Genomic DNA, 23,740 nt, shown 5'->3' on the forward strand with positions numbered 1-23,740 from the left:
TGAAGAAAGTAAAGTGTGTGGATGTGTAAGGCTTTTATGTCATAGTATTTATTTTTAAAGATTAAAAATGTGGTATCAGTTGCTTATGCGCACTTCCTTCCCGTTGATCTGATAATTAAAGGGACGTGACATTTGCAACATTTTCAACGCCTCCTCTATTGATTCTGTATCGATGATACCAGAAAATCGCAATTGCTCCAAGCTGGCAGATTCAAAATGAAAACTAACACCGTACCATTGGCTCATTTTAGCTGCCAGTTCGCCAAAGGTATTATTGTCAAATGCCAGTTTATTATTCAACCAGGATATTTCAGCCAGCTGGCCGCTGCTATCCTTTTGCAGCCGCTTCTGTTGAAAAGCAGTTGCCAGCGGGCGTACGGGGACGGTTAGCTTCTCTTCGGGCTGCAGCACCACGGTCTTTTCCTGGAATGATACGGCAATTTTTCCCCGGACCAGTGTAGTGAACACTGCACTGTCACCCTCATAGGCTTTCACATTAAAAGCAGTGCCGAGCACACGGATGTTCACTTTTCCTGCATGGATGATAAACGGAATGCCGTCATTCTTTGCGATATCGAAAAAAGCTTCCCCCGTGAGGGTGATCTCGCGGTGTTGTTTACCGAAGCTGTTCTTTTCATATTTAAGCTGTGTATTGGCATTGAGCCATACTATAGAGCCATCCGGAAGCACTATCCGGGATTTTCCCCCAGGCGCCGAGCTTAGTTGCTGCAACACAGGCGCAGTTGGGCCCATTAACTGCCACCCGGTCCATGCCGCCGCCAATACCGCTGCGGCCGCAGCTGCCGCCACCAATCTGCGTATAATAGCGCGATGGCGGCGCGGATGGAGCTGCTGATCCACTGCCTCCCAGATGCGTTCCTTACTGCTACCGGTAGCGGCTACCTCTTGTACAGGCGTTTGCCAGATGGAGCCAGCCAATTCCCGGGAAGCGGCCGCCTCCGGATCATCTTTCAGCAGCGCTTCCAGTTCCAGCAGCTCCGCGGGCGATATATCGCCGCTGAGCTGTTTTCCGAGTAATATCCATATACGGTCGTTGCTCATATTATCATTGCAAATGGTTGAATAAGGGGTGCATCGGGGTAGAAGACACCAGGAAGGAGAAAATACCCCCAAAAGAGGGAAGGATTTTTTTTTTGCGTGAAGATCAGTGATTACCGGTGAGAGGGATGGTCAGGATCCCTTTCATCTGGGTGAGCTTTTTTAAGGCAATGCCCACCTGGTTTTCCACGGTTTTTATGGAGATATTCAGCAGAACGGCTACCTCGCGGTATTTGAGCCCATCTTCTTTTACCAGTTTAAAGATAAGACGGCACTGCGGCGGCAGCTCACCGATGGCTTTATTAATATGCCGCACCATTTCATTACTAATGAGTTGCGCCTCGGGGTTTATTTCATAGTCTGGCAAATACGATTCATCGAGCTGCAGTGTTTTTTTATGCGCATATTTACGGAGGTAGTTAAGCGCAATATTGCGGGTAGCAGCATAAAGATACCATTTCAGGTTTGTTACCTGGGGGAGGCTTTTCCTCTTATTCCATACGGCAATAAACACATCTGCTACTATCTCTTCCGCCATTTCCCTGTTATGAACCATGGCCATGGCTAACTGCAGCAATGAAGCGCAGAAGCAATCATATAATTCTTTAAATGCTTGTGTATCACCGTTATATACTTTGTTTTGCAATTCGGGGATATCGTCGCGCATGATAGTAAAAATACCCAAATTATGTAAAATTGCAAATGCTTAAAATATTGAGTGTCTAATTGACAAAACAGCTATCTACTAACGCTTTATGCTTAAAAATAAGGAAATATACGCTTAGTCAAAGGCTAATACACCTCGAGGATCTCTGTTTCCATTTTATTAAAAAGGAAATGGCCGCCTTTTTTCTTGCCAAACAACAGCCCTGCAAGCGGCGCCTGTGGTGAAAGAAAAAATACCGGTTGTCCATCCACCAGCTGCTTACCCAACCCGGCGGCAATAAAGAAAGAATACCCGGAACATCTTATAAAAGCGCCGGTTTGAACAGTGGTATAAACGATATCTGTATTTACTTTTAAAAGTTGCTCGAGCTCCTTTGTATTCTCTGCCTGTTGTTTTGCAAACATATCCTTTTGCAGGTGTCCCATTGCGCGCCCTGTTTCATATTTATCTCCGGCTGAACTTTTCTCTTCACTATTAGCGGCCTCCTGGGCGTTATCAATAGCCTGTTTGGCTGCCGCAATCCGCTCTCTGATGATAGACGCTCCTGTTTTTTTAAGACTGGTTTTAAAGTCAATCATTTCCTGGCTTGTCATGATCAGTACGATTTAGGCTTATTGGAAATCGGTGCATTTTTTGTTTATTCGTGTTTAAAATCATTAAGATATGTCAGTCTTCGAGGATCTGCAATTAAAATTAGAACAAAATAATGCCCCTATCTTACAATTCTTAAACCCCGGGCTGACAAGAGCGGATATCGAGGCTTCTCTGGCACGATTTAAATTCACTATATCAGCAGAGTTGTTCAGTTTATACGAATGGCACGATGGAGCAAAATTAGACGAGACCGTTATGGTGCGTGAGCAGTGGCTTTTTGATACTTACCTGTTTCCATCATTAGACCGTATGAAGGAATTATACAATGATACTGCCACAGATAAATATATTAAGCTAAGCCATTTGCCCATAATGGATGATATAGGAGGGCCCATGCTGCTGTTAGAATGCAATGAAAAATCCAAGCAGTATGGAATGATATTGGAATATGATGTTGAAGCTCTTGAGTACGATACAATTATTACCAAATACGATTCCATTACAACTTTGCTGCAAACGATCTCCGAACGATACCGCAGTAATCTTATAAATATCAAAAATGCAGATGATTACCTGGAGGTAGAAAAAATAGGAAAAGCCTTAAACCCCAAATCGAAGTTCTGGAAGCTGGCATAAGGCCGGTCTGCAATTGCCACGCTGCGTTAAATATCTGAAAGCTTTCCAAATTCTGTTGCAATATCGTCAGCAGCACTATCTGATTGTTTCTGCGTTATCAGGCCGGATGCCTTCTCTATTAGCATTTGGCTTTTGCCATTGTTTAATGAATAAGCCGTGAGCAGACCAGGGCTCAACTGTTCATCCTTGGGAACGATTTTGGCGATATCTTTAGCTTGCGCCGGCTTCGATCCGGTCAATCTTCCCGCCTCCAGTAAATTATTAAAAGCAGACAATATGTATGGGCTCTGCGTAGTTATAATAATTTGCAGATTATCTTCGCTTTTGTAGTTGAACGTTCTTGCAAGCAATTGTGCGATTGCTTTTTGTGCTACCGGAGATAGATACGCTTCCGGATCTTCAATATATACCACAGCATTGGGAAGGAAGGGAACGCTATTCAGCATATTTACCGCCACTATCAGCGGGAGTGCTTGTTGCTGGGCTGAGGAAGCATTTGACAGATTCACTTTGTAGTTATCATCGTGAATCAGGATGTCTTTATCTTTTTCTCTTTTATAAGTAACGCCGCCCAGAATTTCAGAAATAATCCTGCCAAACTTTTTGTCAGCTGTCTTTTCAAATGGCGCTTCGCTATAAAAGTATTTGTAATTCTCATAATTCTTACCAAATGCAACAAGAAATGGATCCAGCGATCCGTTCCCGTTTAAGATGGCGTATACATTAGTTGGTATATTGGCGAGCACACTTCTGCCAGCCGGCACAAAATATTGGTTATAGGTGTAAACGCCGGGAGCTTCATCGCTTAAATATTGTGCTACTTTGTCTTTGAGCTCCAGTTCTGCAAGATATGTATCGTCCTCTTCGCTGTTGCTCAATTTGCGCTTCTCTTCTGCATATGTTTTCTTTACTTTAGCCAGCGCCTTTTTTAGATTTTCCGAATAATCAAACCGGATCCGGCCATTTAGTTTTTCAACAACAATCCGGATATCATTAATGGTATATGTTACCTGGAAGTCGCCTTTTGGCCATGAATCTTTTGGAAAGAATTCCAGGAATTTCTCCTTTTGTTTATTGTCCAGTTCCTGCTTTGACGCTTGTGTTTCTATATTAGCCCTGATATCCGGGAAAATACTCTTGAAAAAGTAGAGCAATTTTGCTGTAACGCTTTTTCCGGATCCCTGGGGGCCGGTCAAAATATTAATGGCCTTAAACTCAAAATCCATGGCCTTTATGCCTGCAAAATTCTTAATGCTGATGTGTTCCATCTTAGGTTTGTTATATAGGGTTATGCCTGGTTTGCCGAAAACAGGGGTCTCAGGCTGCCGGCCCGCAAATTATAAAAAACCAAATGGGTTTTACAGCAAATCTGCACGCCCCTGTGTTATTTTTTTATGAAATGAACGAAGATCTCCTGTCTTGCTGTAAATCCCATTGATCCGTACAGTTTGATAGCCCGTTCATTTGTTTTTGCCACGTGCAAAAAGGGGGTCTCCCCTTTTTCCCGGATGCGGTTGATCTGACTCCACATAAGCTGTGCGGCATAACCTCTGCCGGCGTAGTCAGGATGGGTACATACCGCGCTTATTTCAGCATAAGGGACAGCATACATACGCTGCCCGGCCATGGCTACCAACCGGTCTCCGTCAAAGATACCCTGGTAGTGGCCCAGTTCTATGGTCCGCTCCCTGAATGGCCCTGGGTTGGTTAGTTTTGTTAACGCGAGCATTTGCGGGATGTGCTCATCTGTAAGGTTTACTAATGGTTCAGCAGCGGCTTTATTCGGCGCCGGCTGTTCGCAAATCATCTGTAGTACGGGTACAGCGGCCACCAGTGTCCAGGGCTGGGGGATATCTATCCTATTAACGCCATTTACGCTAAAAACGTCGTCTATATCAGGTGTGATCTCATAAAGGGTTTGCAAGTTGCCGGTTGTGTTCTCTTCCAGACCGGCAAATGGCGCTATATCCGTCCGGTAATATTTAACATGCCCGGTTCCCTGTGCTACGTTGTGATTCCCACTATTAAGTGCATTCCAGACCGCATTATCAAGCAGATGTGTCATTAGTTACGATGTTTTGGCTGAATTTCCGGCACAAAAATATACCAATAATCCTCCATAACAATAATTAACAAAGGAGAACAGTAGTTAACGCAGTTGCATATACCTGGCGTGTATATTTGTATCAACAACAACCAAGCAACTCACGTAAATATTCAACCTATGAAGCAGTTATTATTCGGCGCCCTGGCCGCTATGTTAATCACCGCCTGCCACAAAGACGCTCCTGTATACCCCAGTTCAGATGGCTCCTTCAGTGTTAACGGGGATAGCTACCGCGCAGACCACGCCTCCTGGAATACAGAAGGCCATTACCTCCTGATCGAAAACGAACCGCCAATGGATATTGATTCTGCCGGCGCCGCGGATTTCCTGTATAATTTTGTGTTCATTCAAATGGATGATTTTCAGCAAGGGGAATACACCGCTCAACCCCACCGCGGTAATAAAGGCGTTTTTGGCGAAGCTACTGTCATTACTGATAGATTAGCTAACAGCCATAATCCTGAAGAGGTGATGTATACAGGTGTGAAGCATGGTCAGTTATCTATAACCAGTGATAATGATGGCGGGACTTATACCATTGAATACAATCTTAATTTCCCCAATGGTGTTAATGTAAATGGCAGCTACACCGGCACGGTGGAACAGCAATGATGTGTTATTTATACTATCTAAAATTCAGTTTTAATGGATAATAAGGCCAGGATAATAAGTGATAGGGATAAGCGTGTCATTCTGTCTTTTTTACGTTACTTTTTTAACTCCGGGTGTAAAGTGATGTAAATATCTGTTACTTTTTTGCCTGGTTCATGCACGATCATGCTGGTACAGATCCGCTGTTCGCCAGCCTCCGCCACTTCAAAGGCAATGCCCTGGGAGGTTGCGTCATACAGGAGGATCGTCCTGCCTCCCTTTTCTTTGTATTTGCCTTCAAAACTGATTTCAGGATACACCTGCTGAATGCGGGCAAGATCGTTGTATACCTGCAGACTGTCAGTTGTCAGATAAAACGGAGAGGTTACCCGTATCTGCTTTACTACCCGGGCACGCATGGTACTGTCCGCATAGGTAGTATAGATATTCAATTCATTCCGGTTATTGTGTTCATCCATCCGCTTACTGTACCAGGTGAGCCATGCCTTGCCCATAGCGGCATCGGAGAAATCCGGCTTACCCAGTAATTTATCCAGTTCGTCTGCATTGCTACCCAGGTTTATCTTCCCAATGCCTTTTCCAGCGCTTGCCAGCTTTTCCGGCGGTATAGCTGCGGCGCTGGCAGCTACCGTATCATGAACGGGTTGGCTGGCGGGTTGCTGGTTAACCGTTACGGTTGTATCTGCTGCGGAGGAGGCACTGGGTTGTTGTTGACAACAGGTGAAGGCTAACAGGACACCGGCAGCAACGAATAGTTTTTTCATGGCAATCTTATTTAAAAGAGATCATTTCAATGCATTACTGTTTCAAAGATCGTATTTTAATTTAAACTGTCAATACTGCGAAACAGCTACCGAAAAGAGGAGAATTGTTTATATTTAGCGGCTATGGCTCGTTCAACAACTATTTTTCGTGCGGCCCTGATCGTTGCGGGGCTGATATCCGGCATAAAAAGCGCTGCTCAGCAGCCAACTATCTTCCTGGCAGATCCCACCATCTTTGCAGATAAGGGAATGTATTACCTATATGGCACCAGCAGCAACCGGGGATTTCTGGTATATGAATCTACAGACCTGAAAACCTGGCATCAGCCACAGGACAGCACCCGGCGTCTTGCCTTACAGCGTGGCCAGTCATTTGGCAGCAAGGGTTTCTGGGCGCCACAGGTAGTTCAATACAAGGGTAGCTATTATATGGCCTATACGGCGGATGAGCAGATAGCGATCGCTAAGGCCTCCAGTCCCGCAGGGCCATTCAAACAAGATCAGTTTGGCCCCCTGAGCGGTACCGGAAAACAGATCGACCCGTTCCTATTCTTTGATGAAGACGGCAAAATATACCTCTATCATGTTAAGCTGCAGGAGGGCAACCGGATCTTTGTAACGGAAATGAAGCCAGATCTGTCTGATGTGGTGACTGGCACGGAGAAGGAATGTATAACCAGCACTGGAGGATGGGAGAATACAGCCGGCGCTACGTGGCCGGTGGCGGAAGGGCCGACCGTACTGAAGCATAAAAAAACATACTACCTGCTCTATTCCGCCAATGATTTCCGTAATAAGGATTATGCAGTGGGGTATGCTACTTCCTCTTCTCCGCTTGGCCCCTGGAAAAAATATGCGGGTAGCCCCATCATTAGCCGGCATACTGTTGAACAGAACGGAACCGGCCATGGGGATGTATTCACTGATAAAAAGGGTCAGCTGAAATATGTGCTGCATAGCCATCGTTCGGAGGACCGCGTTTCGCCGCGTGCGACAGCGGTCATTGGGTTGCATTTTAAGTCTGTGAAGGATGGTCCTGATTTGCTGGAGGCGGATGCCGGCTCGTTCGAGTGGTTACAGGCGGGCGAGGTCCGATAAGCGCCTATATCGATAACAGCGGATGTAGCTATACACTACATCCGCTACTACCTATCCCTCCTACAATTTTACTACAATCTTTCCATGGCTGTTACCGGCTTCCTGCTGCTGGTGCGCTTTGGGCAAGTCAGTAAAGCTATAGCTGGTATTGATATGAGAGCGGAGCGCTCCTGTAGCCATCAGGGAGGCGATCTGCCGCATATCTTTCCCATTGGAGCTTACGCCCATATGATAGCCTTTTATGTCTTTGGCTTTTGCCTTTTCGCCAATGGCGCCGGTAAAATCCATTAGAAGGCTTATTATCCTGCCGCCTTTTTTGGTGGCATCTATGGAACGGAGCAAGTGATCGCCGTAGATGGGATCCAATACAACATCCGCATCGTTTACCAGCTGTTCAAATTGCTGCTGCTTGTAGTCTATGTACTCATCTGCCCCCAGGGACAATATGAAATCCTTATTAGCGGCGGAGCCTGTACCTATAACGTGCGCGCCCAGGTGTTTTGCTATCTGCACGGCATAGTGCCCTACTCCCCCTGCTGCGGCATGGATGAGGATCTTTTGGCCCTGTTGCAAGTTGGCATGCGTTACCAGGGCTTGCCAGGCAGTAAGCGCGGCCAGGCAGGCGGCAGCTGCTTCTTCAAACGAGGTATGCTCCGGTTTGAGCGCCAGTTGATCCGCCGGGGCGGCCACATATTCCGCATAGACGTTACCGGCGCCGCGGAAATTCACCATACCGAATACTGCATCGCCTTTTTTGAAATCTTTTACATCCGCGCCTACTTCTTCTATAATTCCTGCAAGATCCCAACCCAGGATAAATGTATCCTGTCCATCCGCCGGTTGCAAAAAGGCTTTTAGCGCGTTACTATCCTTTCTTACAAATACGTCTATTGGGTTAATGGCGATCGCCTGTGCTTTTACCAATACTTCACCGGGTTGTATGGCGGGCTTAGCCAGCTCTTCCAGTTTGAGTTGTTCAGCGCCTCCCGTTTGTCTTAATATGAATGCTTTCATGACGATAGTTTTTATTCCTTTTGCTTAAATTTATGCTACAAAAGTACCTGACTACGCTTGTACGATCCAAGATGGCGGGGAATTGTGAGGACCTTACAAAAATGTAAGTATGAAGAAGACAAAGCTTAGCTCTACTAACCAACTCAATAAGACTTACCTGGAAGACACCTGTATGGGCGCCTATGCGCTGGGAATAATAGGTAACCGCTGGAAGCTTTCAATATTCTTTTATCTGAATAAGGGGCCTATGCGCTTTACGGAGATCAAACAATCCCTTCAGGGTATTACTGAACGTATGCTGGCGCTAAACCTGAAGGAAATGGAAAGGGACCAATTAATCAGCCGTACCGTATTTGCAGAGGTGCCTGCCAGGGTGATCTATGAGCTTACCCCTATTGGCAGGGAGCTAACGCCTGTATGGGAAATGCTGGGGCTATGGGGCCGGAAACATAAACAGGCTGTGGAAGCGGAGGTAACGGTGAAAGCCGCTGTCGTTTAATTACCGGTCTTTACTTAACAATCCATCACCCTGCGCGTGCATTTTCAACTGTACAGGCTCCGCCACTGCATGGTCTGCCTGGAACTCCTCCCCCAATAGCATTGAAATAGTAGCGGCGATCTGTTGCTGCCACATTTGCTGCTCTTCCTTTATCTCTCCTGCGGGATAGATATCCGGTCCTATCACCGCCATCCACATTTCGCCTGAGCCTTTAGCCCAAAAGCCATGCGTTTGCCAGTTGCCGGGGTTCTGCCCCCTCCCATGGTCTGTAGTGATGATAAAGGTAGTATTGTCTTTATAGAAGGGATCTGTTTGTACATAATACCATAATTCGCCTATCATACGGTCCACATCTACCGCCTTTTGCAGGTAAAGGTCATAACGGCCTTTATGGGCGCACTCATCTGTTTCGCCCAGCCCCAGGAAGACCACTTTGGGATGATTCCGCTCCACATACTGTTGCATACTTAACCAGGTTAACATATCATAGCGGGTATGTCCTTTATCCGTAATATAGTCCTGCAGGCTGTTCACCACTGTGGCGGTGTCGCCGGTACCTGAAAGGGACTCATAGCCGGCATTAACGGAAAAACCGCCTGAGCGCTCATTCAGGATATAGGGTAAGACATTCCAGGAGCTGAATGCCACTACTTTGCCCTGATAGTCTTTTTGCTGGTTCAGGAATTGCAGTACGTTGGCACTCTTGTTCACCACCGGTATGTTTGCTACAAAGCGCCTGGTTGCATAACCGGTGAACATCTCGCTATAGCCGGGGTAAGATATTTTATAGAAATTCCGCACGTTCACCTTATTGTTCCACTGCCTGTTACCATACAGGCAGCCCTGTTTCGCGATCACATTCCAGAAAAAGGGCATCAGTTTCTGGCGGCGGACGTTAGTGGAGTCGTCCCAATATAATTGCCGCATGATAGCGGTATCCTTTACAAATTCCGGGTCCGACAGCAGGCGGGCATCTGCCCCGTTAAATACTTCCTGCCAGCGGAAGCCATCCGTAGTGATAATAAAGATATTCCGCTTCTTTTCGGGCTGTGCAGTAGCCACCAGTGACGAAAACAGGACAATTGCCCAGAGCCAGTATCTCATTTGTACGGAGTTTTTCAAAAGAACGTACAAAGTATGATCCAGATATTAACAGCAGGTTAAATTATTATTGTCTGTTACTGCTGCCCCAGTAGCATCAGGAGGTATTTATTCAGCTCTTTTAACCCGGCGCCGGGCAGGGAGAAGAATTTCGTATCAAATTGTTCGACGGTCACCACCGCTTTTTTTATGATCTTTTTCCCCTCTTCGGTCAACGCCACTTTTTTAGCCCGGGTATCGCCCGCATGTTCCTGCCGCTGTATCAGGCCTTTTTGCTCCAATGTTCTCAGGACAGTGGAGGTTGTCATGGGGTCAATTTTTGTATGGCCGGACAGGAGTACCTGTGTGACATCCTGTTTGTGGAGCATTAGCCAATGAATGCTGGCCATCAACACAAACTGAGAATGGGTTAAGCCGTATTTTTCCAATGCTTTTTTTATTTCCCTTTGCCAGAGGTTGGTTACCTGCCATAACAGGAAACCCGGGCTGTCCTCTGCTTTTTCTACACCAAATGTGTTGTCTTCTGATCTCATAGTTTTGCTGCTGCTTTTATCTGTTCCTGCATATCTGCCGGTAACGCATCTGCCAGCTTTTGGGCCACTATCTTTATCCAAAGAAAACCCAGTAGCCCTTTCATGCTGAGGGTATTTGTAATTTTCAGCCCATCCGGCGTGTCTTCAAAGGTATGGCGGTCATACATCTTTGCCAATGGGAAATGGGTACAGTCTAAAAAGCTTTGGTTCTCAACGGTTTCGAGCAGGGTTATTTTCACATTGGGGCCGCCTTGGGGCCGTAAAGTAAAGTGATTGCCTTTTTCGAACCTGCCTTCCATTTTGGCAAATTCAATACCGGCGTCCCAGGTATGCCAGTTGTTTACATCTGAAAAGAGTTTCCACATTTGTTCTTTGGTGACGGTGTTTGTCAGGATTGAATGAGATCTTGTCCACATAGCGTTATTATATTATAAGCGCAAATATAATAAGTGTACTTATTAAATAAAAGCTTGCTGGTAAAATAAAAAGGCATGATAGACTGTAGACGTATTTTATTTAAAGCTTATAAATGCTATCTTAGCACGAGAAAGCTATTGTAACTCAACGCTATGCATGCCACCATTATACAGGAATTCAAAAAGCATATTCAACTGACAGTTGAAGAAGAAGCACTTATAACAGCGTCATTCCGGTATAAGAAAGTGAGGCGGAACCAGGTTTTGGTACAACCGCCGGATATTGCCCTGTATGAGCATTTTGTTATTAGCGGCTGCCTGGTTGAATATTACCTGGATGATAATGGTACGCAGCATACGCTGTCTTTTGCGCCCCAGGGATGGTGGATGACGGATCTGCGGAGCTTTTTAATGAAGCAGGAATCCAGGTACTTTGTGGAAACGGTGGAGGATAGCGAGTTGCTGATCGTAACCAGGGAGCAGTATGATGAATTGCTGCGTAAAATCCCCTTACTCAATAACTATTTCAGGATACTGTATCAGAATGCCATTATAGGACAGGAGGAACGCCTGTTAAATGTATTAAGCACCAAGGTGGATGAACGTTATCTCCGCTTTTTAAAAAAGTATCCGCAGCTGGAGAACAGGTTACCACAGTACCTGATCGCCTCTTACCTGGGAGTGACGCCCGAGTTCTTTAGCCGGGTTAAGTCGAAAATAAGCCGGTAGCATTTTCTTAAACTAGATCAATTTTCTTTCTTAAGTTAGGTCATTGCCGGGTATGCCGTAAAGTCTCAATTTTGTTCTCATAAAAATCAAATAAAAAAATGAGAACACTGATCAACCGCATTACGGCAACCGAACCTAACACTGTACCTTTTATTTTAAGGATTGTATTTGCCATTGTTTTATGGCCGCATGGCGCGCAGCTATTATTAGGACTTTTTGGCGGATATGGGTTCTCCGGTACCATGCAGTATTTCACCACACAGGCTGGTTTACCTTCACTGATCGCATTCCTTGTGATTTTCATTGAGTTCTTCGGCAGTTTATTTATCCTGTTTGGATTATTTACAAGACTTGTTGCAGTGGCATCCATCATCCTGTTCCTGGGTATGATCTTTACTGTACATCAGCAATTTGGTTTCTTTATGAACTGGTATGGCAGCATGAAAGGCGAAGGTTATGAATATCACCTGCTCGTGATCGGTATACTAGTGTGCCTGGTTATCTCAGGTGCAGGAAAGATAAGCCTGGACGGGATATTACATAAAAACACAAAATAACATACCATGTCAGATCTAAAATATTCACGGATTGTAAAAATACCTGGGGTAGAGCATGGCGATTTCTCTGCTTTTCAGGCCCGGCATAATGCCTTTAGCGGGTTAATGAGCCCGGTGATCGGATTTGATCATTTTAAGATGAAAGAGGATGTTTTTGGCGCGCATAAACATATGCATATGTCAGCCGTCAGTTACCTGTTTGAAGATTCAATACCTTACCGTAACGAGGATTCCATGGGAACAGACCTGATCATTACGCCCGGCAGCCTGTTGTGGACCTGGGCCGGCAGCGGGGTTGTTCATCATGAAACCCCTACTGTGCCGGGTGAAGCGGTACATGGCCTGCAATTATTTTTGGATATACCTCCTGCAAACAGGGCAATGCCTCCCAAGAGTATTTATATTCCGATAGAGACTATGCCGGTGGTTGCAACAGAAGGCGCATCTGTAAAAGTGGTGATGGGCGCAGCAGGCGATACGGTGAATGGTATTCATACACCAGAACCGGTAACCTTGCTGGATATTAAGCTGGACGCGGGGAAAACTACTGAGTATTTGCTGCCGGCCGGATGGAATGGCACTGTGTATGTGCTTTCAGGAGCACTGCAGGTTAATAGTGAGGCGCTGCATAAAAATGACGCTATTTCTTTTGGGGCTGCAGGTGGAGATGAGCAGGTGATAATTGCCGCGGATGCTGCGAGCCGGTTACTGTTGATCAGTGGCCCGCCGGTTGGGGTAAATTGAGATTGTTTGTTTGTTATAAAAAGATAGCCGTTGAAGTATCAACGGCTTTTCTGTATTATATAATAACGATCAAAGTTTACCGGAGGTAAAACGTTTGGCTGAAAGCGCCATTGGCGGCCACATCCCAGGCTTCTACGCGAACCCATTTCCGGCCGGCCAGCTGCGTTTTGATGGTGAACGTCTTTTGTCCAAATGCCTGCGTGTTGGTGAGATCTATTTTCTCCCGGTATACTTTGGCGCCATCCCCTGAGATGATCTCTATGAAATTCATGGGGAAGGTCCAGTTAAGTGTAAGGGCGATCTCCGCAGCGCCGTTGGATGGAAGCTGCAGGCTATCGCCTGAAATATGGCCATTGATCTTTAGCGAAGGCATCAGCACCTCCCCTGTGGTACCAAAGAACCGGCCATGCTGCATAGCATTGAGGACGGGCAGCCAGCCGTTTTTGTAGGCGGGCAATGTATCCAGCATGAGGTAGTTTACGTTCATATGCGCGTACATCTCGTTCTGCGGGGTGACGGTGAACAGGTCCGCTTCACAGATGACCGTCTTTTTTGTTCCCCAGTTGTTCATGTCGTCCAGCAGGTCCAGGACCCTTTTGCCCAGCCGTGGCTGAGACAGGTCTGCGGGCATGGCTTTCCAGGCGGCGCCCATAAAACGATCCGATAGAAAGAAGGCTTCGTTCTTATAGGCGTCTGGCGTATTCACGGAGCCTTTTGTGCGGGGATGGGCTGTCCAGGCGAGGCCTTGTTCATCCTGCAGCAGGCGCAGCATATCCTGTTTATCGCCGATATGGTATACTTTACCGTAGCCGGGTTTTTCTTCTACATATGGCGTGCCTGGCTTACGGGACATTACCCAATAGACCGGGCGGGGAAACAGCTCGAGCCAGTGGCCGCCGAAGAATTCATTGGGCTCTTCGCCGGGTAAGAGCAGAAAGTCGTTGTCTGATTGTTTTTCACATAGGTCAAGGAGTGCCTTTAGCTGAGGCAGCCTTTTTTCGTCCGGACCTTTAGGATCAGCGGTGTAATGGAACTCTGCCAGGTGAACAATGTCAAGCCCCATCTGTTTGAAGACGTTTACGAATTCCGGATGTTCCGGTACCGGTTTACCTGCCATCACTACGCTCATGATAAACTCATTATGGAAGTGGCTGGACATGGTCTTGAAACCAGGTAACGGGACGTAGCGGTCATTATGTGTGAACTGTTTTACAGCCGAAAAGGCTTCCGCATTATTTTCCGCGTTCAGTAAGCAAAAGAAATTAAGGCGTTGTTTTGTAGCCGGCGGCGCATTAAACCATGGAACAAAACGTTTATCGCCCTGCAATTCTTGTCTGATACCGATCCCATACCCATCCATCATCTGACGATAGTGGCTGCCATACCAGGTAAACTGCAGGTTAAAGGCTTCGTCTAAAGGATAGAAATACTGGTGTGGCGGCGGGAACAGTACCAGGGCGCCCTGTTTACCTGTTGCGGCTATGGCGCGGTATTTAACCGCCAGGTTACGGGCGGTGTCTTTTACAGCGACCTGCGTTTGGGACAGGCTATCGCCCGTAGTTATCCATGAAACCTGCTGCCAGTCAGGCGAACTGCTTATCATACCCGCATCAAAAACAATCGCTTTAGCATCTGTCTGGGTGGCCAGCACAGCGGCTATGTTGAATAACGGGCTGCCGCTATAAAAGGTGATCTCAAGTGCGCCGGTGAAGGTTTCAGCGGAGAGCTGGCCGATGGTAACAACGGTATGGCTGCCTACTGTTTTTACCGATGCAGCGTTTTTCTTTATTGTAACCGGGTATGACTGGTGAGGTTTGTTGGGTACTTTATCAAAAAAGATATTCCATCCGTTTTGTGAAACCAGGTCCCTTTGGCCGACTGTCAGCACAAATGCGGGATCGAGATTAGTGGTGATCAGTTTTTTATCGAGGGAGATCTCTTTAAAGAGCGGGTGGCCCGGTTCCAGGTCGAATACAATATTACCGGTGTGTGCATTGCCGGACGGCCAGCTGATCTCCAGTAATTGACCATGTTGGCGGACCATTGCCCCATTAGCGGGTTTAAAGTCTTTCAGATCTGTTTTTACCTGGGCTGTAGCAGCAACGGCAACGAATAGTGGAATAGTGAACAACAAAGCCAATTTCATAACATGGATTTTGATCGCTTAATATATATTTTTCTGTTGGGAAATAAAAGCGGAGGGCTTTGCCGGAGGGGACAGATAGAGAAAATTTGTATATTAGTGTAAATGGCCGGTTAAGTCAAGGACGGAAAAAAGACTATCATGCAACCATACATAATCACATTATTAACAATCCTGACATTTAGTTGTTATGCTCAGACTGGAGAAGTAAAAACTTTTAAGAAGAAAACTTATATAAATGGCAACCTTTACCAGCAAACAAGTGGGGCTATTAAAATAGAAAATGAACCAATCGATGTTTATTTTTTTCAACGTCACTTTTCCTCACCAGCTCATCTGCCCAAAAAGTTTACTGACAAACAATACAGCGGACAGACAATCTCATTCTGGAGCAACCCAAACGGCAAAAAAGACTTTCAATCTAACTGGACAAACACCTACTCTTATGACAGCCTTGGACGGGTGATCAATTATGCCTATTCCGCCTGCGTTGCGTGCTCCAGTGTTCCTTATAACTATTCTGTTACATATAATGCTAAAGGACAAGTAACTCTTATTGCCGATAAGAGCAAAGACCGGTTTAGATTTTACTACAATGACAAAGGCGATATTATAAAATTTGAAAAGTATTTATTGGACAAGTTAGAAACGGAGATAACATTTGTTGAAGGATGATCAGGGCGCAACTTTTTTCGTAATCCTCTCCGCTAATTCCATTTTTCGTTCCCGTATAGCCGCCAGCACCAACTCTGCGATACGCCTGGCGCCGTATTCGTTAAAATGTGTATTATCCTTTCTGCCTGCGGGATAGTGCGGGTTTTCCAGGGAATCTACCTGCATGTATAATACTTTGGCATATTTGGGACCGAAGTAATCTGCCAGCTGGCGGCTTTTTGTATCCAGATCGATGACCGGAACATTGTACTGCCGGCCTATTTCCCACACGGCCGCGCTGTATTCTCTGTGGGTTTCCTTTACATGGCCGGTGGAGTCAAAAGACAGGCGAGTTACGGGTGTTATTAAAACGGGTTGCGCTTTTTTGCCTCTGGCTTCGCGTATGAACCTGGCGAGGTTGTTCTTGTAGTCGGGAACAGGTGTATACCGGTCGCGGTACCGGGGCTCTTTTGCCTCGTCGTTATGGCCAAACTGTATGAGTACATAATCGCCTTCCTGCAGGCTGTCTGCCACTTCCTGCCAGCGGCCTTCGCTGATAAAGGTGCGCGTGCTTCTTCCGCCGCGGGCTTTGTTGATCACGGCCACGGAGGAGTCGAAAAAACCAGCAAAGGGCGTGCCCCAGCCCGTAACGGGCGATCTGTCGAGGGGTTGGTCACATACGGTGGAATCGCCGATCAGCCATACATGGATCTTTTGTGGCGGCGCTATAAAAGCGGTAGTCATGCAAAACAGGACCACCAGGAGGATCTTTTTATCTGTGATTTTCATATGTTGTTGTTTGATGTTATGGCTGTGTTACTCTCAGCCAGTCGAAATCTGCCCAACCGCTGTCGTTGGTTTGTTCTGGCCTTACACAGAAGAGCCCAAACCGGGCGCCGATCCAACGGCCTACTTCCGCGTTGAAGGCCTGCCCTGCTTCCTGAAATGATTGTCCGTCCAGGCTGTAGGAGAATTTGCATACGGCCCCCTTGCCTACCGTCACCCGTAAATAGAGATCAGGCGTGGTTAGTTTGGTGATCATTTGCTCGTTCTCTGCGGTTCCTTTGGCGGCATCTTTACAGTTGATGGCTACCAGGTAGGTATCCTGTTTCGTGTATTTTACGGCAAGGCCTGCATAGCTAAGACCCATGATAGCTAGTCCCGCTCTTTCGTTCTCGATCTTTTTGGAGGGACTAAAACTGAGTTTGGTGGTCACCATAAATTCTTCTGCGGGGAATTTCTGCAGGAGGATATTAGGCGCGCCCCAGAGGTTTTTAGCGCTATCAGGAAGTTTGTCTGAGAACAGGCGTAAGCAGCCGCTGCCAGGGTTCATGAATGCCCAGGCAGGCCTGGGGTTGGCTGCCCATTGCCATTGCAGGCCCAGGGAGGTGCCATTGAACTCATCACTTTCAATTGGCGTTTGCACCGGATAGACCTTTCCTACATTGGGCTTTTTGAAGCGTAATACGGGCTCCCCTTTACCGTCGCCGTCTTTGTCCGTTCCGATCACGGGCCAGCCGCCGGACCATTTCATGGGTTGCAGATGTACGATCCTGCCATATGCTTCTTTATCCTGGAAGTGCAAAAACCAATCTTCGCCTGTTTGGGTGGTGACCCAGGCGCCCTGGTGAGGACCGTTTACGGGGGAAGCCCCCTGGTCCATCACTACTTTTCTTTCGTAGGGACCATAGATATTTTTGGAGCGGAGGACCAGCTGCCAACCGGTAGACACGCCCCCTGCCGGGGCGAAGATGTAGTAGTAGCCATCCCGTTTGTAAAATTTAGGACCTTCGATGGTGGGATCCAATGTATGACCATCGTAGACAAGCACGCCCTCGTCTATTACTTTTGTTCCTTCGTTATTAAGCCGGTTAACTATGATCACACTTTTGATACCGGCCCTGCTGCCTGCGTAGGCATGTACCAGGTAGACCTGGCCGTCATCATCCCAAAGCGGACAGGGATCGATCAATCCTTTTCCGCCGGCTACCAATATGGGATCGCTCCAGGGGCCTGCCGGATCCTTTGCTTTGGTGAGGTAAATACCGAAGTCCGGATCGGGATAGTAAATGTAATACTCGCCGTTATGGTAGCGGATGGCCGGCGCCCATACCCCTTCGCCATGGCGGGGCACGGAGAAGTGCTCAAAAGGAGGCTGGCGTTTTAAGGCATAGCCGATGATATGCCAGTTCACCAGGTCTTTTGAATGTAAAACAGGCAGGCCGGGGATGTCCTCAAAAGAGGAAGCGGTGAGATAGTAGTCGTCTCCCACCCGGATAGCATCCGGGTCAGAGTAGTCTGCATGGAGAATTGGGTTTTTATATGTGCCGTCGCCGTTATCGGCTACCCACACTTTGGAAATGTACCGGTCTTGTGCGGATACGGTAAGGCAACATGCCAGCCCTATCATGGTAATAATTCCTTTCATTGTGTCTTTGTTATGGTTTCCATCCGCTAAGGATATTGGCGGTTGTATAGTTGTTTGCCTCCGCTGCGGTTAGTTGATGCGCCCAGGGGACACGGCCGGTAGAGGCAGCGCCGTCTCCGCTGTTGGCGTATTCCGCGTAAAATGCGGTGCGTTCGTTATCCGTTTTTCCCCAGTTGTGCCATCCTTCCGGTTTTACCGTATTGCCAAGCTGGCAATGGATGTATACTACTTTAGCGGTTGGCCGCCAGGGGCGCCCTAAGTAATAGGAACCGGCAGGCGCATCGCCATCCAGGCGGCAATTGATAAATACATAACCGAATTGTTTGCCTTCTGTGGTGGATGCAGCTGTGTAGTAACCGCCTTTTTTTCCGTGGATGGTACAACTATCAAATAGCGCGGTGGAGGCCCCGAAGATAAAGTCTACGGTACCTTCAATGTAGCATTTAGAGTAATATTGCCGGCTATCTGGCCCGTGGGTATACAGGGTATCCTGAAAACCGAGGAAACAGCAGTTGACAAATTTTGCTTTGTCGCCGGTTACCCTGACGGCCACGGCCTGGCCTACCGGGCCTGCAGCGTTCTCGAAAGTAATATTTTCAGCGCTGAAATTTGCGCCATAAATACTGAAGCTGGCCGATCCGGAGGTGCCTATATTATTACCGGCGCTGTCTTTCCGGGAGGCATAATCGTCGTATGTTAAAATGGTCTGCTCTACGCTTTCGCCAATGAAATGTACGTTGATCTTGGTGGCGGGTAGGGTGAGCTTTTCCTTGTATGTGCCGTTCTTTATAAAAACGATGGTGGTTTCCGGGTTATCGTCCTTAATGGCGTTGATGGCTGCCTGTACGGTGTTGTAATCGCCCGAGCCATCTTTTGCCACGGTTATCTTCCTGGTTTGGCAAAAGGCCGCTGGTAACAGGAAAAAGAGCAACAGGAATAGTGAAGCATGTTTTCTCATTGCTTTGTTATTATTGATTGTTGGCAAGGCTGTTCAGGTAGTTTTCCAGGTTGGTGTACCCATTGGCGGCATAAACATTCCTGTCTGCCGCATTGGCCGGAGATAAGCCATGCGCGGTCTCGTAGCTATCCGGCATGCCATCGTGATCGCTATCCACCGGCGCGGATGTAGCCTTGAGCGTGGGCCAGGCCGTAACGGTTTGCGCATAAGGCGTAGCATGCGGGTAATTGCCTTGCACATCTATGATATGACCAGTCCTGTTGCGTACGTTGTCTATAATGCGTTGATCCAGGGTGTCGCGGCGGGGTAAAGAGCAGCCGGCCTTTGCCAATACGGCCGTAAAAGCATCGGGGGCTGTTTGGGTTTGTGTTGTATGACCAACATTAAAGGGCATGGTTACTTTTACCAGTGCGGTATCTTCCACGCTTACCCCAGACCAGTTGTTGGCGGTGTTAGCGGCGGATCCATCCACATAGTTACCATCCACATACCATTTTCCGAAAGGGAAGGCAGCGCTTTTGCCTGGGTTACAGATGCGGTATTTGACGCCGTTGCCGGTGTTGGGGCCAAACTTGTAATAGTTGTTTACCACGTTGTAATTACCGCCCTCGCCACCGTATACGGTGTTAATGCCCCAGTTATAGATCACGTTATTGCGGAAATCTACGTTCTCAATACCTATGGTAGCAGGTTTATACGTGCTAACGCCGGAAAACCTGGGGTTGCGGTTACGGCAATGCGCAAAAAGGTTATGGTGCATGCTACCGTGTTTGGCGCCCCATATACCGCCATAACCATGCTGTTCATAATTGCTGTCGCCGGCCTCGAAGTGATATGAGTAGTTAAGCGGTTCTGAGATCAGGCACCATTGGATGGTGAGGTTGTCTCCCCGGTAGATGGTCAGCGCTTCGTCTGTGCTCCAGCTAACGGTAATGTGGTCTACGATGATGTTGTTGGGACCTGTTCCGCCAAAGGCGTCGTCCCCGCCGCTGCCATCCACCGGCTTGCCGTTGCTATCCAGTTTCTGCTGGTTCTTGTCGCCCATTCTGAAACGCATATACCGTACGATCACATTATTGCCGCTGATGCGCACCGGCCAATCCGCCACGCAGATGCCATCTCCGGGAGCGGTCTGTCCGGCGATGGTGGTATTGTCTTTAATGCTCAGTTGTGCATTGAGATGAATGGTGCCTGATACCCGGAATACGACCGTACGATAGTTAGCGGCGGCTGTTAATGCATAACGCAGGCAGCCGGGCTGTCCGTCATCCAGGAGATTGGTCACTTCAAAGACAGTGGTAGGGCTTGCCGGTGTGCCCCTGCCGCCGGCCGTATACATACCGGCGCCTTCTGCCCCGGGGAAAGCGGGCTGCTGGGCAAACAGGGGGGTGATACCTGCAGTGCCGCAGATGATCAACATAATTAGTTTGTTCCTTAGATATAGCATAGTGTCTTATTTCTCATTTAAATTTTAACGTGTAGGTTTGACCGGGACGTGTGGTCAGATCATACTCAAATACTTTTTTGATGTTCTCCGGCTTGCTTAGCGGCTTTACCGACAGCGGGGCTTTAATATCCGCCGTGATGAAAAAAGGATTGGGATTACCGCCTTTAGCTACGGATATACCGTTGCCTGTTACCAACTGCTGATAAGACCTGATGCGGCAATTACCGCCTAAGGCGGAGGTGATGGTAGCCGATACCAGGCGATGGTTTTCCCATTCCATATTTATGGCGTAACCTCCTCTTGCCATAAGGCCTTTCACTTTACCAGCTGGCCAGTTGTCTGGCAAGGCGGGCAGCAGCTGCACAGCGCCATCATGTGATTGCAGCAGCATTTCCACAATGCCGGAGGTACATCCAAAGTTGCCATCTATCTGGAAAGGCGGATGCGCATCCAGCAGGTTGGGATAGGTGCCGCCCTGCTGACCTTTGGTTTCTTTGGGCGCGGGATTGAGCTGGTCTGCAATTAACTTATAGGCCTTGTTACCATCCTGCAGTCTTGCCCATAGATTTACTTTCCAGCCCATGGACCATCCCGTTGATTTGTCCCCGCGGTTCAACAAAGCGGTGCGGGCGGCTGCAAACAGTTCCGGGGACTGATAGGGAGATACCTGGTTGCTGGGAAATAATCCATAGAGATGTGATACATGGCGGTGTGTGCTTCTGGGAAGGTCCAAATCCTGCAACCATTCCTGGAGCTGGCCATATTGGCCAATCTGCATGGGCGGCAGCCTGTTCCGCATAGCCGTTACGGTATCTGCCAGGCTTTTGTCTGTATGGAGGATGGCCGCAGCGTTGATCAGGTTGGAGAACACATCAAACACCAGCTGGTTGTCCATGGTGGTACCGGCTGTTATGCCTTCGCCGCGGCGGAAGCTATTTTCCGGCGACATAGAGGGCGCTACTACCATCCATTTGTGTGCAGGTTCTTCCTGGAGCGCATCCACATAAAAGAGCGTAACATAAGCATGCTTTCTTATCGGTTGTTAACTATCAATAACCCGGGTTTTGCGGACTTAAGTTCGGGTTTACGTCACGCTGGGTTTGCGGCAGCGGCATGAGCTCACTTTTATTGGGCGTAAAACCCTGCGCAAAAGCGTTGGTAAGCGTTTGGCTGGAGGATACGCCTGATCCGCCCAACCACCAGTTTACCCTTGTCTGGTCTGTTGGCGCCGCTTCTATAGGGCCTGGCTTATAGAATGAGTTGAGGAAAGGGTTAAAGCCATCTATATCAGAATGCGGCGGTTTCTTTAAGAAATAGAGGTAGCTAGGCAGCTGTGATGGATCGCGGGCGTAAACGGGACCGTTCTCCATATAGGAATAAGCCGGTAGCGCAGGATGATTGTCTACCGTACTGCTGGCCCATGCCTGCAGCCTGGCCCTGGTTTCCGTGATGGCAGTAGCCAACAGATTCCAGCGGATCAGATCATATTTGCGGACGCCTTCGTTACCAAATTCAAGCATACGTTCTTTTACCAGGAACTTGAAGAAGCCGGTTTTGTCTGTGGGGATAACCGGCGCATCTTCCGTATAACTGCCACCATGCCCACGCAGGTTTACTTTTCTTACGGCATCTATTGCAGCTGCTGTTGGGCCGTTGTTGATCTCATTGTCTGCCTCTGCGAACCACAATAACACATCTGCAAAGCGGATCAGCGGCCAGCTGAGCTGCATGTTCTGCAGACTGTTATTGATAGCAGGCCGGCTGGATGTGGACGCGTTACCGGCGCTGAAAACATAACCGGGGTTGCTTACCCATTCCTTTCTGAATTTACCGTCATACACGGCGTTCATGGCATGGCCGGTCTTGATGGTATCAAATGTTATTTCATAAGGCACGCAGGTAACATCCCGCCGGAGGTCTGTAGAATCGAACATGTAGAAATAGGTAGGCAATATGTTTATGCCGCCTCCGCCAACACCATTCACGCGGGTGCCGGTCTGAATGCCCAGTTTACTATCGGCCCCAGACCCAAAAGCCATGGAAGCCACCATCATAAATTCGCCGGATGGGTCATTGAGGTTATGCGCCAGCAGGTAGTCTTTGAACAGGCCCTTGTAAGAAGGGAACAGGGTGTGCTGGGCGGGATTGGCAATAATTGATGCGCATTCATCCCTTGCTATCTTGTAATAATTGAGATAGTCTGATGGCCGGGTCATGGTTTGGCTGGATACTGATAAGGAATAACCACCTCTTGTGAGGGCGATCTTTGCGCGTAATGCCTTTGCCGTTCCTTTTGTAAAACGTTGATCCGGCTGATCGCCGATATTGGGCACATCTGTACGCCAGGGCAGCATCTCCTCTGCCTGCTGCAGATCATTTAAGAGATGATCGTAGATGGTATCGAGGCTGGTGCGCGGTTTGTACAGATCGGTCTCGTATTGCGATGGCGACCATTGCGCCGGCACATCGCCAAAATTGCGGCATAGTTCGTAATAATATTGCGCCCTCAGGACCAGCGCTTCTCCATGCATCCGTTTTAACTGCGCCTGCTCTATGGATGTACCGCCGTTGTATTGCAACATTTTAGGGATGTTGTAAATACATTGGTTGGCGCGTTCGATGCCCTGGTACATCTGGTTAAACGGGTTGGTGATCTGCAGGTTGGATGGGATGCCCAGGTATTTTGCCAGCAACTGGCCTTCGTCGCTGGTGGGTGGATTAGTGCCTTTGAGCATTTCGTCAGAGTCGTATGGCCAGTAGCCGCTTATACGAATGCCGTAGCCATAGTCGCCTGCCATGGCCATGTAAGCGCCTAAGAGCGCTTTTCTTGCATTCTGTGTATTATCAAAGATATATTCTGTGTCAAAGGATGATACGGCCTCCGGCTCCAGGAATTTTTTACAGGCGCCCAGAACGATCACCAGGAGGACGAGGATACAGATATGCGCCTGCTTATTCTTTATTGCATGCATATGATAAA

The 23,740-nt window shown here is 47.9% G+C and carries 25 protein-coding genes; 8 read left to right on the plus strand and 17 right to left on the minus strand.

Annotated elements, in window-relative coordinates; genetic code table 11:
- Window positions 1–75: 75 nt before the first annotated feature.
- From F0L74_RS26895 to F0L74_RS26905, 3 genes are all read right to left on the minus strand, one after another.
- A complete protein-coding gene (locus tag F0L74_RS26895; protein WP_149840994.1) occupies window positions 76–1,062 on the minus strand; it encodes a FecR family protein in 987 nt (328 codons plus the stop codon).
- A gap of 103 nt (window positions 1,063–1,165) precedes the next feature.
- Window positions 1,166–1,726, minus strand: coding sequence for an RNA polymerase sigma-70 factor (locus F0L74_RS26900; protein WP_149840995.1), 561 nt, complete (start codon window positions 1,724–1,726; stop codon window positions 1,166–1,168).
- Between the two features lie 125 nt (window positions 1,727–1,851).
- On the minus strand, window positions 1,852–2,319 hold the full coding sequence (locus tag F0L74_RS26905; protein WP_149840996.1) for a hypothetical protein: 468 nt from the start codon (window positions 2,317–2,319) through the stop codon (window positions 1,852–1,854).
- 70 nt (window positions 2,320–2,389) lie between these two features.
- Between F0L74_RS26905 and F0L74_RS26910 the strand changes: the two genes are divergently transcribed.
- The gene (locus F0L74_RS26910) at window positions 2,390–2,956 is read left to right on the plus strand and encodes an SMI1/KNR4 family protein (protein WP_149840997.1); all 567 of its coding nucleotides are present in this window, start codon (window positions 2,390–2,392) and stop codon (window positions 2,954–2,956) included.
- 26 nt (window positions 2,957–2,982) lie between these two features.
- On the opposite strand, the gene F0L74_RS26915 is transcribed toward F0L74_RS26910, so the two are convergent.
- Together F0L74_RS26915 and F0L74_RS26920 are read right to left on the minus strand one after the other, a co-directional pair.
- Entirely contained in the window at window positions 2,983–4,224 is a 1,242-nt protein-coding gene (locus tag F0L74_RS26915; protein ID WP_149840998.1) for an ATP-binding protein, read from the minus strand.
- A gap of 116 nt (window positions 4,225–4,340) precedes the next feature.
- The gene (locus F0L74_RS26920; RefSeq protein ID WP_149840999.1) at window positions 4,341–5,021 is read right to left on the minus strand and encodes a GNAT family N-acetyltransferase; all 681 of its coding nucleotides are present in this window, start codon (window positions 5,019–5,021) and stop codon (window positions 4,341–4,343) included.
- A 159-nt stretch (window positions 5,022–5,180) separates the two neighbouring features.
- Here F0L74_RS26920 and F0L74_RS26925 point away from each other — a divergent pair, with 159 nt between their 5' ends.
- The gene (locus F0L74_RS26925) at window positions 5,181–5,675 is read left to right on the plus strand and encodes a hypothetical protein (RefSeq protein WP_149841000.1); all 495 of its coding nucleotides are present in this window, start codon (window positions 5,181–5,183) and stop codon (window positions 5,673–5,675) included.
- Window positions 5,676–5,770: 95 nt separating this feature from the next.
- Here the strand turns inward: F0L74_RS26925 and F0L74_RS26930 are convergent, their stop codons facing one another.
- The gene (locus tag F0L74_RS26930; RefSeq protein WP_149841001.1) at window positions 5,771–6,439 is read right to left on the minus strand and encodes a hypothetical protein; all 669 of its coding nucleotides are present in this window, start codon (window positions 6,437–6,439) and stop codon (window positions 5,771–5,773) included.
- A 123-nt stretch (window positions 6,440–6,562) separates the two neighbouring features.
- Here F0L74_RS26930 and F0L74_RS26935 point away from each other — a divergent pair, with 123 nt between their 5' ends.
- Entirely contained in the window at window positions 6,563–7,537 is a 975-nt protein-coding gene (locus F0L74_RS26935; RefSeq protein WP_149841002.1) for a glycoside hydrolase family 43 protein, read from the plus strand.
- A 60-nt stretch (window positions 7,538–7,597) separates the two neighbouring features.
- On the opposite strand, the gene F0L74_RS26940 is transcribed toward F0L74_RS26935, so the two are convergent.
- Window positions 7,598–8,551, minus strand: a complete 954-nt coding sequence (locus F0L74_RS26940) for an NADP-dependent oxidoreductase (protein ID WP_149841003.1) — start codon at window positions 8,549–8,551, stop codon at window positions 7,598–7,600.
- A gap of 109 nt (window positions 8,552–8,660) precedes the next feature.
- Between F0L74_RS26940 and F0L74_RS26945 the strand changes: the two genes are divergently transcribed.
- Window positions 8,661–9,050, plus strand: coding sequence for a winged helix-turn-helix transcriptional regulator (locus tag F0L74_RS26945; protein WP_149841004.1), 390 nt, complete (start codon window positions 8,661–8,663; stop codon window positions 9,048–9,050).
- On the opposite strand, the gene F0L74_RS26950 is transcribed toward F0L74_RS26945, so the two are convergent.
- The 3 genes from F0L74_RS26950 to F0L74_RS26960 all read right to left on the minus strand — a co-directional run bounded on the left by F0L74_RS26950 (window position 9,051) and on the right by F0L74_RS26960 (window position 11,100).
- Window positions 9,051–10,154, minus strand: coding sequence for an alkaline phosphatase family protein (locus F0L74_RS26950; RefSeq protein ID WP_149841005.1), 1,104 nt, complete (start codon window positions 10,152–10,154; stop codon window positions 9,051–9,053).
- A 74-nt stretch (window positions 10,155–10,228) separates the two neighbouring features.
- The gene (locus F0L74_RS26955; RefSeq protein ID WP_149841006.1) at window positions 10,229–10,684 is read right to left on the minus strand and encodes a MarR family winged helix-turn-helix transcriptional regulator; all 456 of its coding nucleotides are present in this window, start codon (window positions 10,682–10,684) and stop codon (window positions 10,229–10,231) included.
- Window positions 10,681–11,100, minus strand: coding sequence for an SRPBCC family protein (locus F0L74_RS26960; RefSeq protein ID WP_149841007.1), 420 nt, complete (start codon window positions 11,098–11,100; stop codon window positions 10,681–10,683). The genes F0L74_RS26955 and F0L74_RS26960 overlap by 4 nt, the downstream gene beginning before the upstream one ends.
- 153 nt (window positions 11,101–11,253) lie before the next feature.
- On the opposite strand from F0L74_RS26960, the gene F0L74_RS26965 reads away from it, so the two are divergent.
- The 3 genes from F0L74_RS26965 (at window position 11,254) to F0L74_RS26975 (ending at window position 13,130) form a co-directional block, all read left to right on the plus strand.
- Window positions 11,254–11,829 carry a Crp/Fnr family transcriptional regulator gene (locus F0L74_RS26965; protein WP_149841008.1) on the plus strand — a complete coding sequence of 192 codons (576 nt, stop codon included), beginning with the start codon at window positions 11,254–11,256 and terminating at the stop codon, window positions 11,827–11,829.
- A gap of 98 nt (window positions 11,830–11,927) precedes the next feature.
- Window positions 11,928–12,386, plus strand: a complete 459-nt coding sequence (locus tag F0L74_RS26970; RefSeq protein ID WP_188316186.1) for a DoxX family protein — start codon at window positions 11,928–11,930, stop codon at window positions 12,384–12,386.
- Between the two features lie 6 nt (window positions 12,387–12,392).
- Window positions 12,393–13,130, plus strand: coding sequence for a pirin family protein (locus F0L74_RS26975; protein WP_149841009.1), 738 nt, complete (start codon window positions 12,393–12,395; stop codon window positions 13,128–13,130).
- A gap of 76 nt (window positions 13,131–13,206) precedes the next feature.
- On the opposite strand, the gene F0L74_RS26980 is transcribed toward F0L74_RS26975, so the two are convergent.
- Window positions 13,207–15,276: a CehA/McbA family metallohydrolase domain-containing protein gene (locus F0L74_RS26980; protein ID WP_149841010.1), complete on the minus strand. Its 2,070-nt coding sequence runs from the start codon at window positions 15,274–15,276 to the stop codon at window positions 13,207–13,209.
- Window positions 15,277–15,414: 138 nt separating this feature from the next.
- Here F0L74_RS26980 and F0L74_RS26985 point away from each other — a divergent pair, with 138 nt between their 5' ends.
- On the plus strand, window positions 15,415–15,948 hold the full coding sequence (locus F0L74_RS26985; RefSeq protein ID WP_149841011.1) for a hypothetical protein: 534 nt from the start codon (window positions 15,415–15,417) through the stop codon (window positions 15,946–15,948).
- On the opposite strand, the gene F0L74_RS26990 is transcribed toward F0L74_RS26985, so the two are convergent.
- From F0L74_RS26990 to F0L74_RS27015, 6 genes are read right to left on the minus strand one after another with little or no spacing between them, the layout of a single operon-like run.
- Complete coding sequence (locus tag F0L74_RS26990) at window positions 15,949–16,716, minus strand: rhamnogalacturonan acetylesterase (protein ID WP_149841012.1); 768 nt, start codon at window positions 16,714–16,716, stop codon at window positions 15,949–15,951.
- A gap of 16 nt (window positions 16,717–16,732) precedes the next feature.
- Complete coding sequence (locus tag F0L74_RS26995) at window positions 16,733–18,355, minus strand: glycoside hydrolase family 43 protein (RefSeq protein WP_149841013.1); 1,623 nt, start codon at window positions 18,353–18,355, stop codon at window positions 16,733–16,735.
- A gap of 10 nt (window positions 18,356–18,365) precedes the next feature.
- On the minus strand, window positions 18,366–19,313 hold the full coding sequence (locus F0L74_RS27000; RefSeq protein ID WP_149841014.1) for a pectinesterase family protein: 948 nt from the start codon (window positions 19,311–19,313) through the stop codon (window positions 18,366–18,368).
- 10 nt (window positions 19,314–19,323) lie between these two features.
- A complete protein-coding gene (locus F0L74_RS27005; RefSeq protein WP_149841015.1) occupies window positions 19,324–20,733 on the minus strand; it encodes a pectate lyase family protein in 1,410 nt (469 codons plus the stop codon).
- 40 nt (window positions 20,734–20,773) lie between these two features.
- Window positions 20,774–21,763, minus strand: a complete 990-nt coding sequence (locus tag F0L74_RS27010) for a glycosyl hydrolase family 95 catalytic domain-containing protein (protein ID WP_149841016.1) — start codon at window positions 21,761–21,763, stop codon at window positions 20,774–20,776.
- A gap of 46 nt (window positions 21,764–21,809) precedes the next feature.
- On the minus strand, window positions 21,810–23,732 hold the full coding sequence (locus F0L74_RS27015; RefSeq protein ID WP_149841017.1) for a RagB/SusD family nutrient uptake outer membrane protein: 1,923 nt from the start codon (window positions 23,730–23,732) through the stop codon (window positions 21,810–21,812).
- Window positions 23,733–23,740: the final 8 nt, after the last annotated feature.

It is taken from the genome of Chitinophaga agrisoli, from assembly GCF_008386695.1.
Lineage (GTDB): Bacteria > Bacteroidota > Bacteroidia > Chitinophagales > Chitinophagaceae > Chitinophaga > Chitinophaga agrisoli.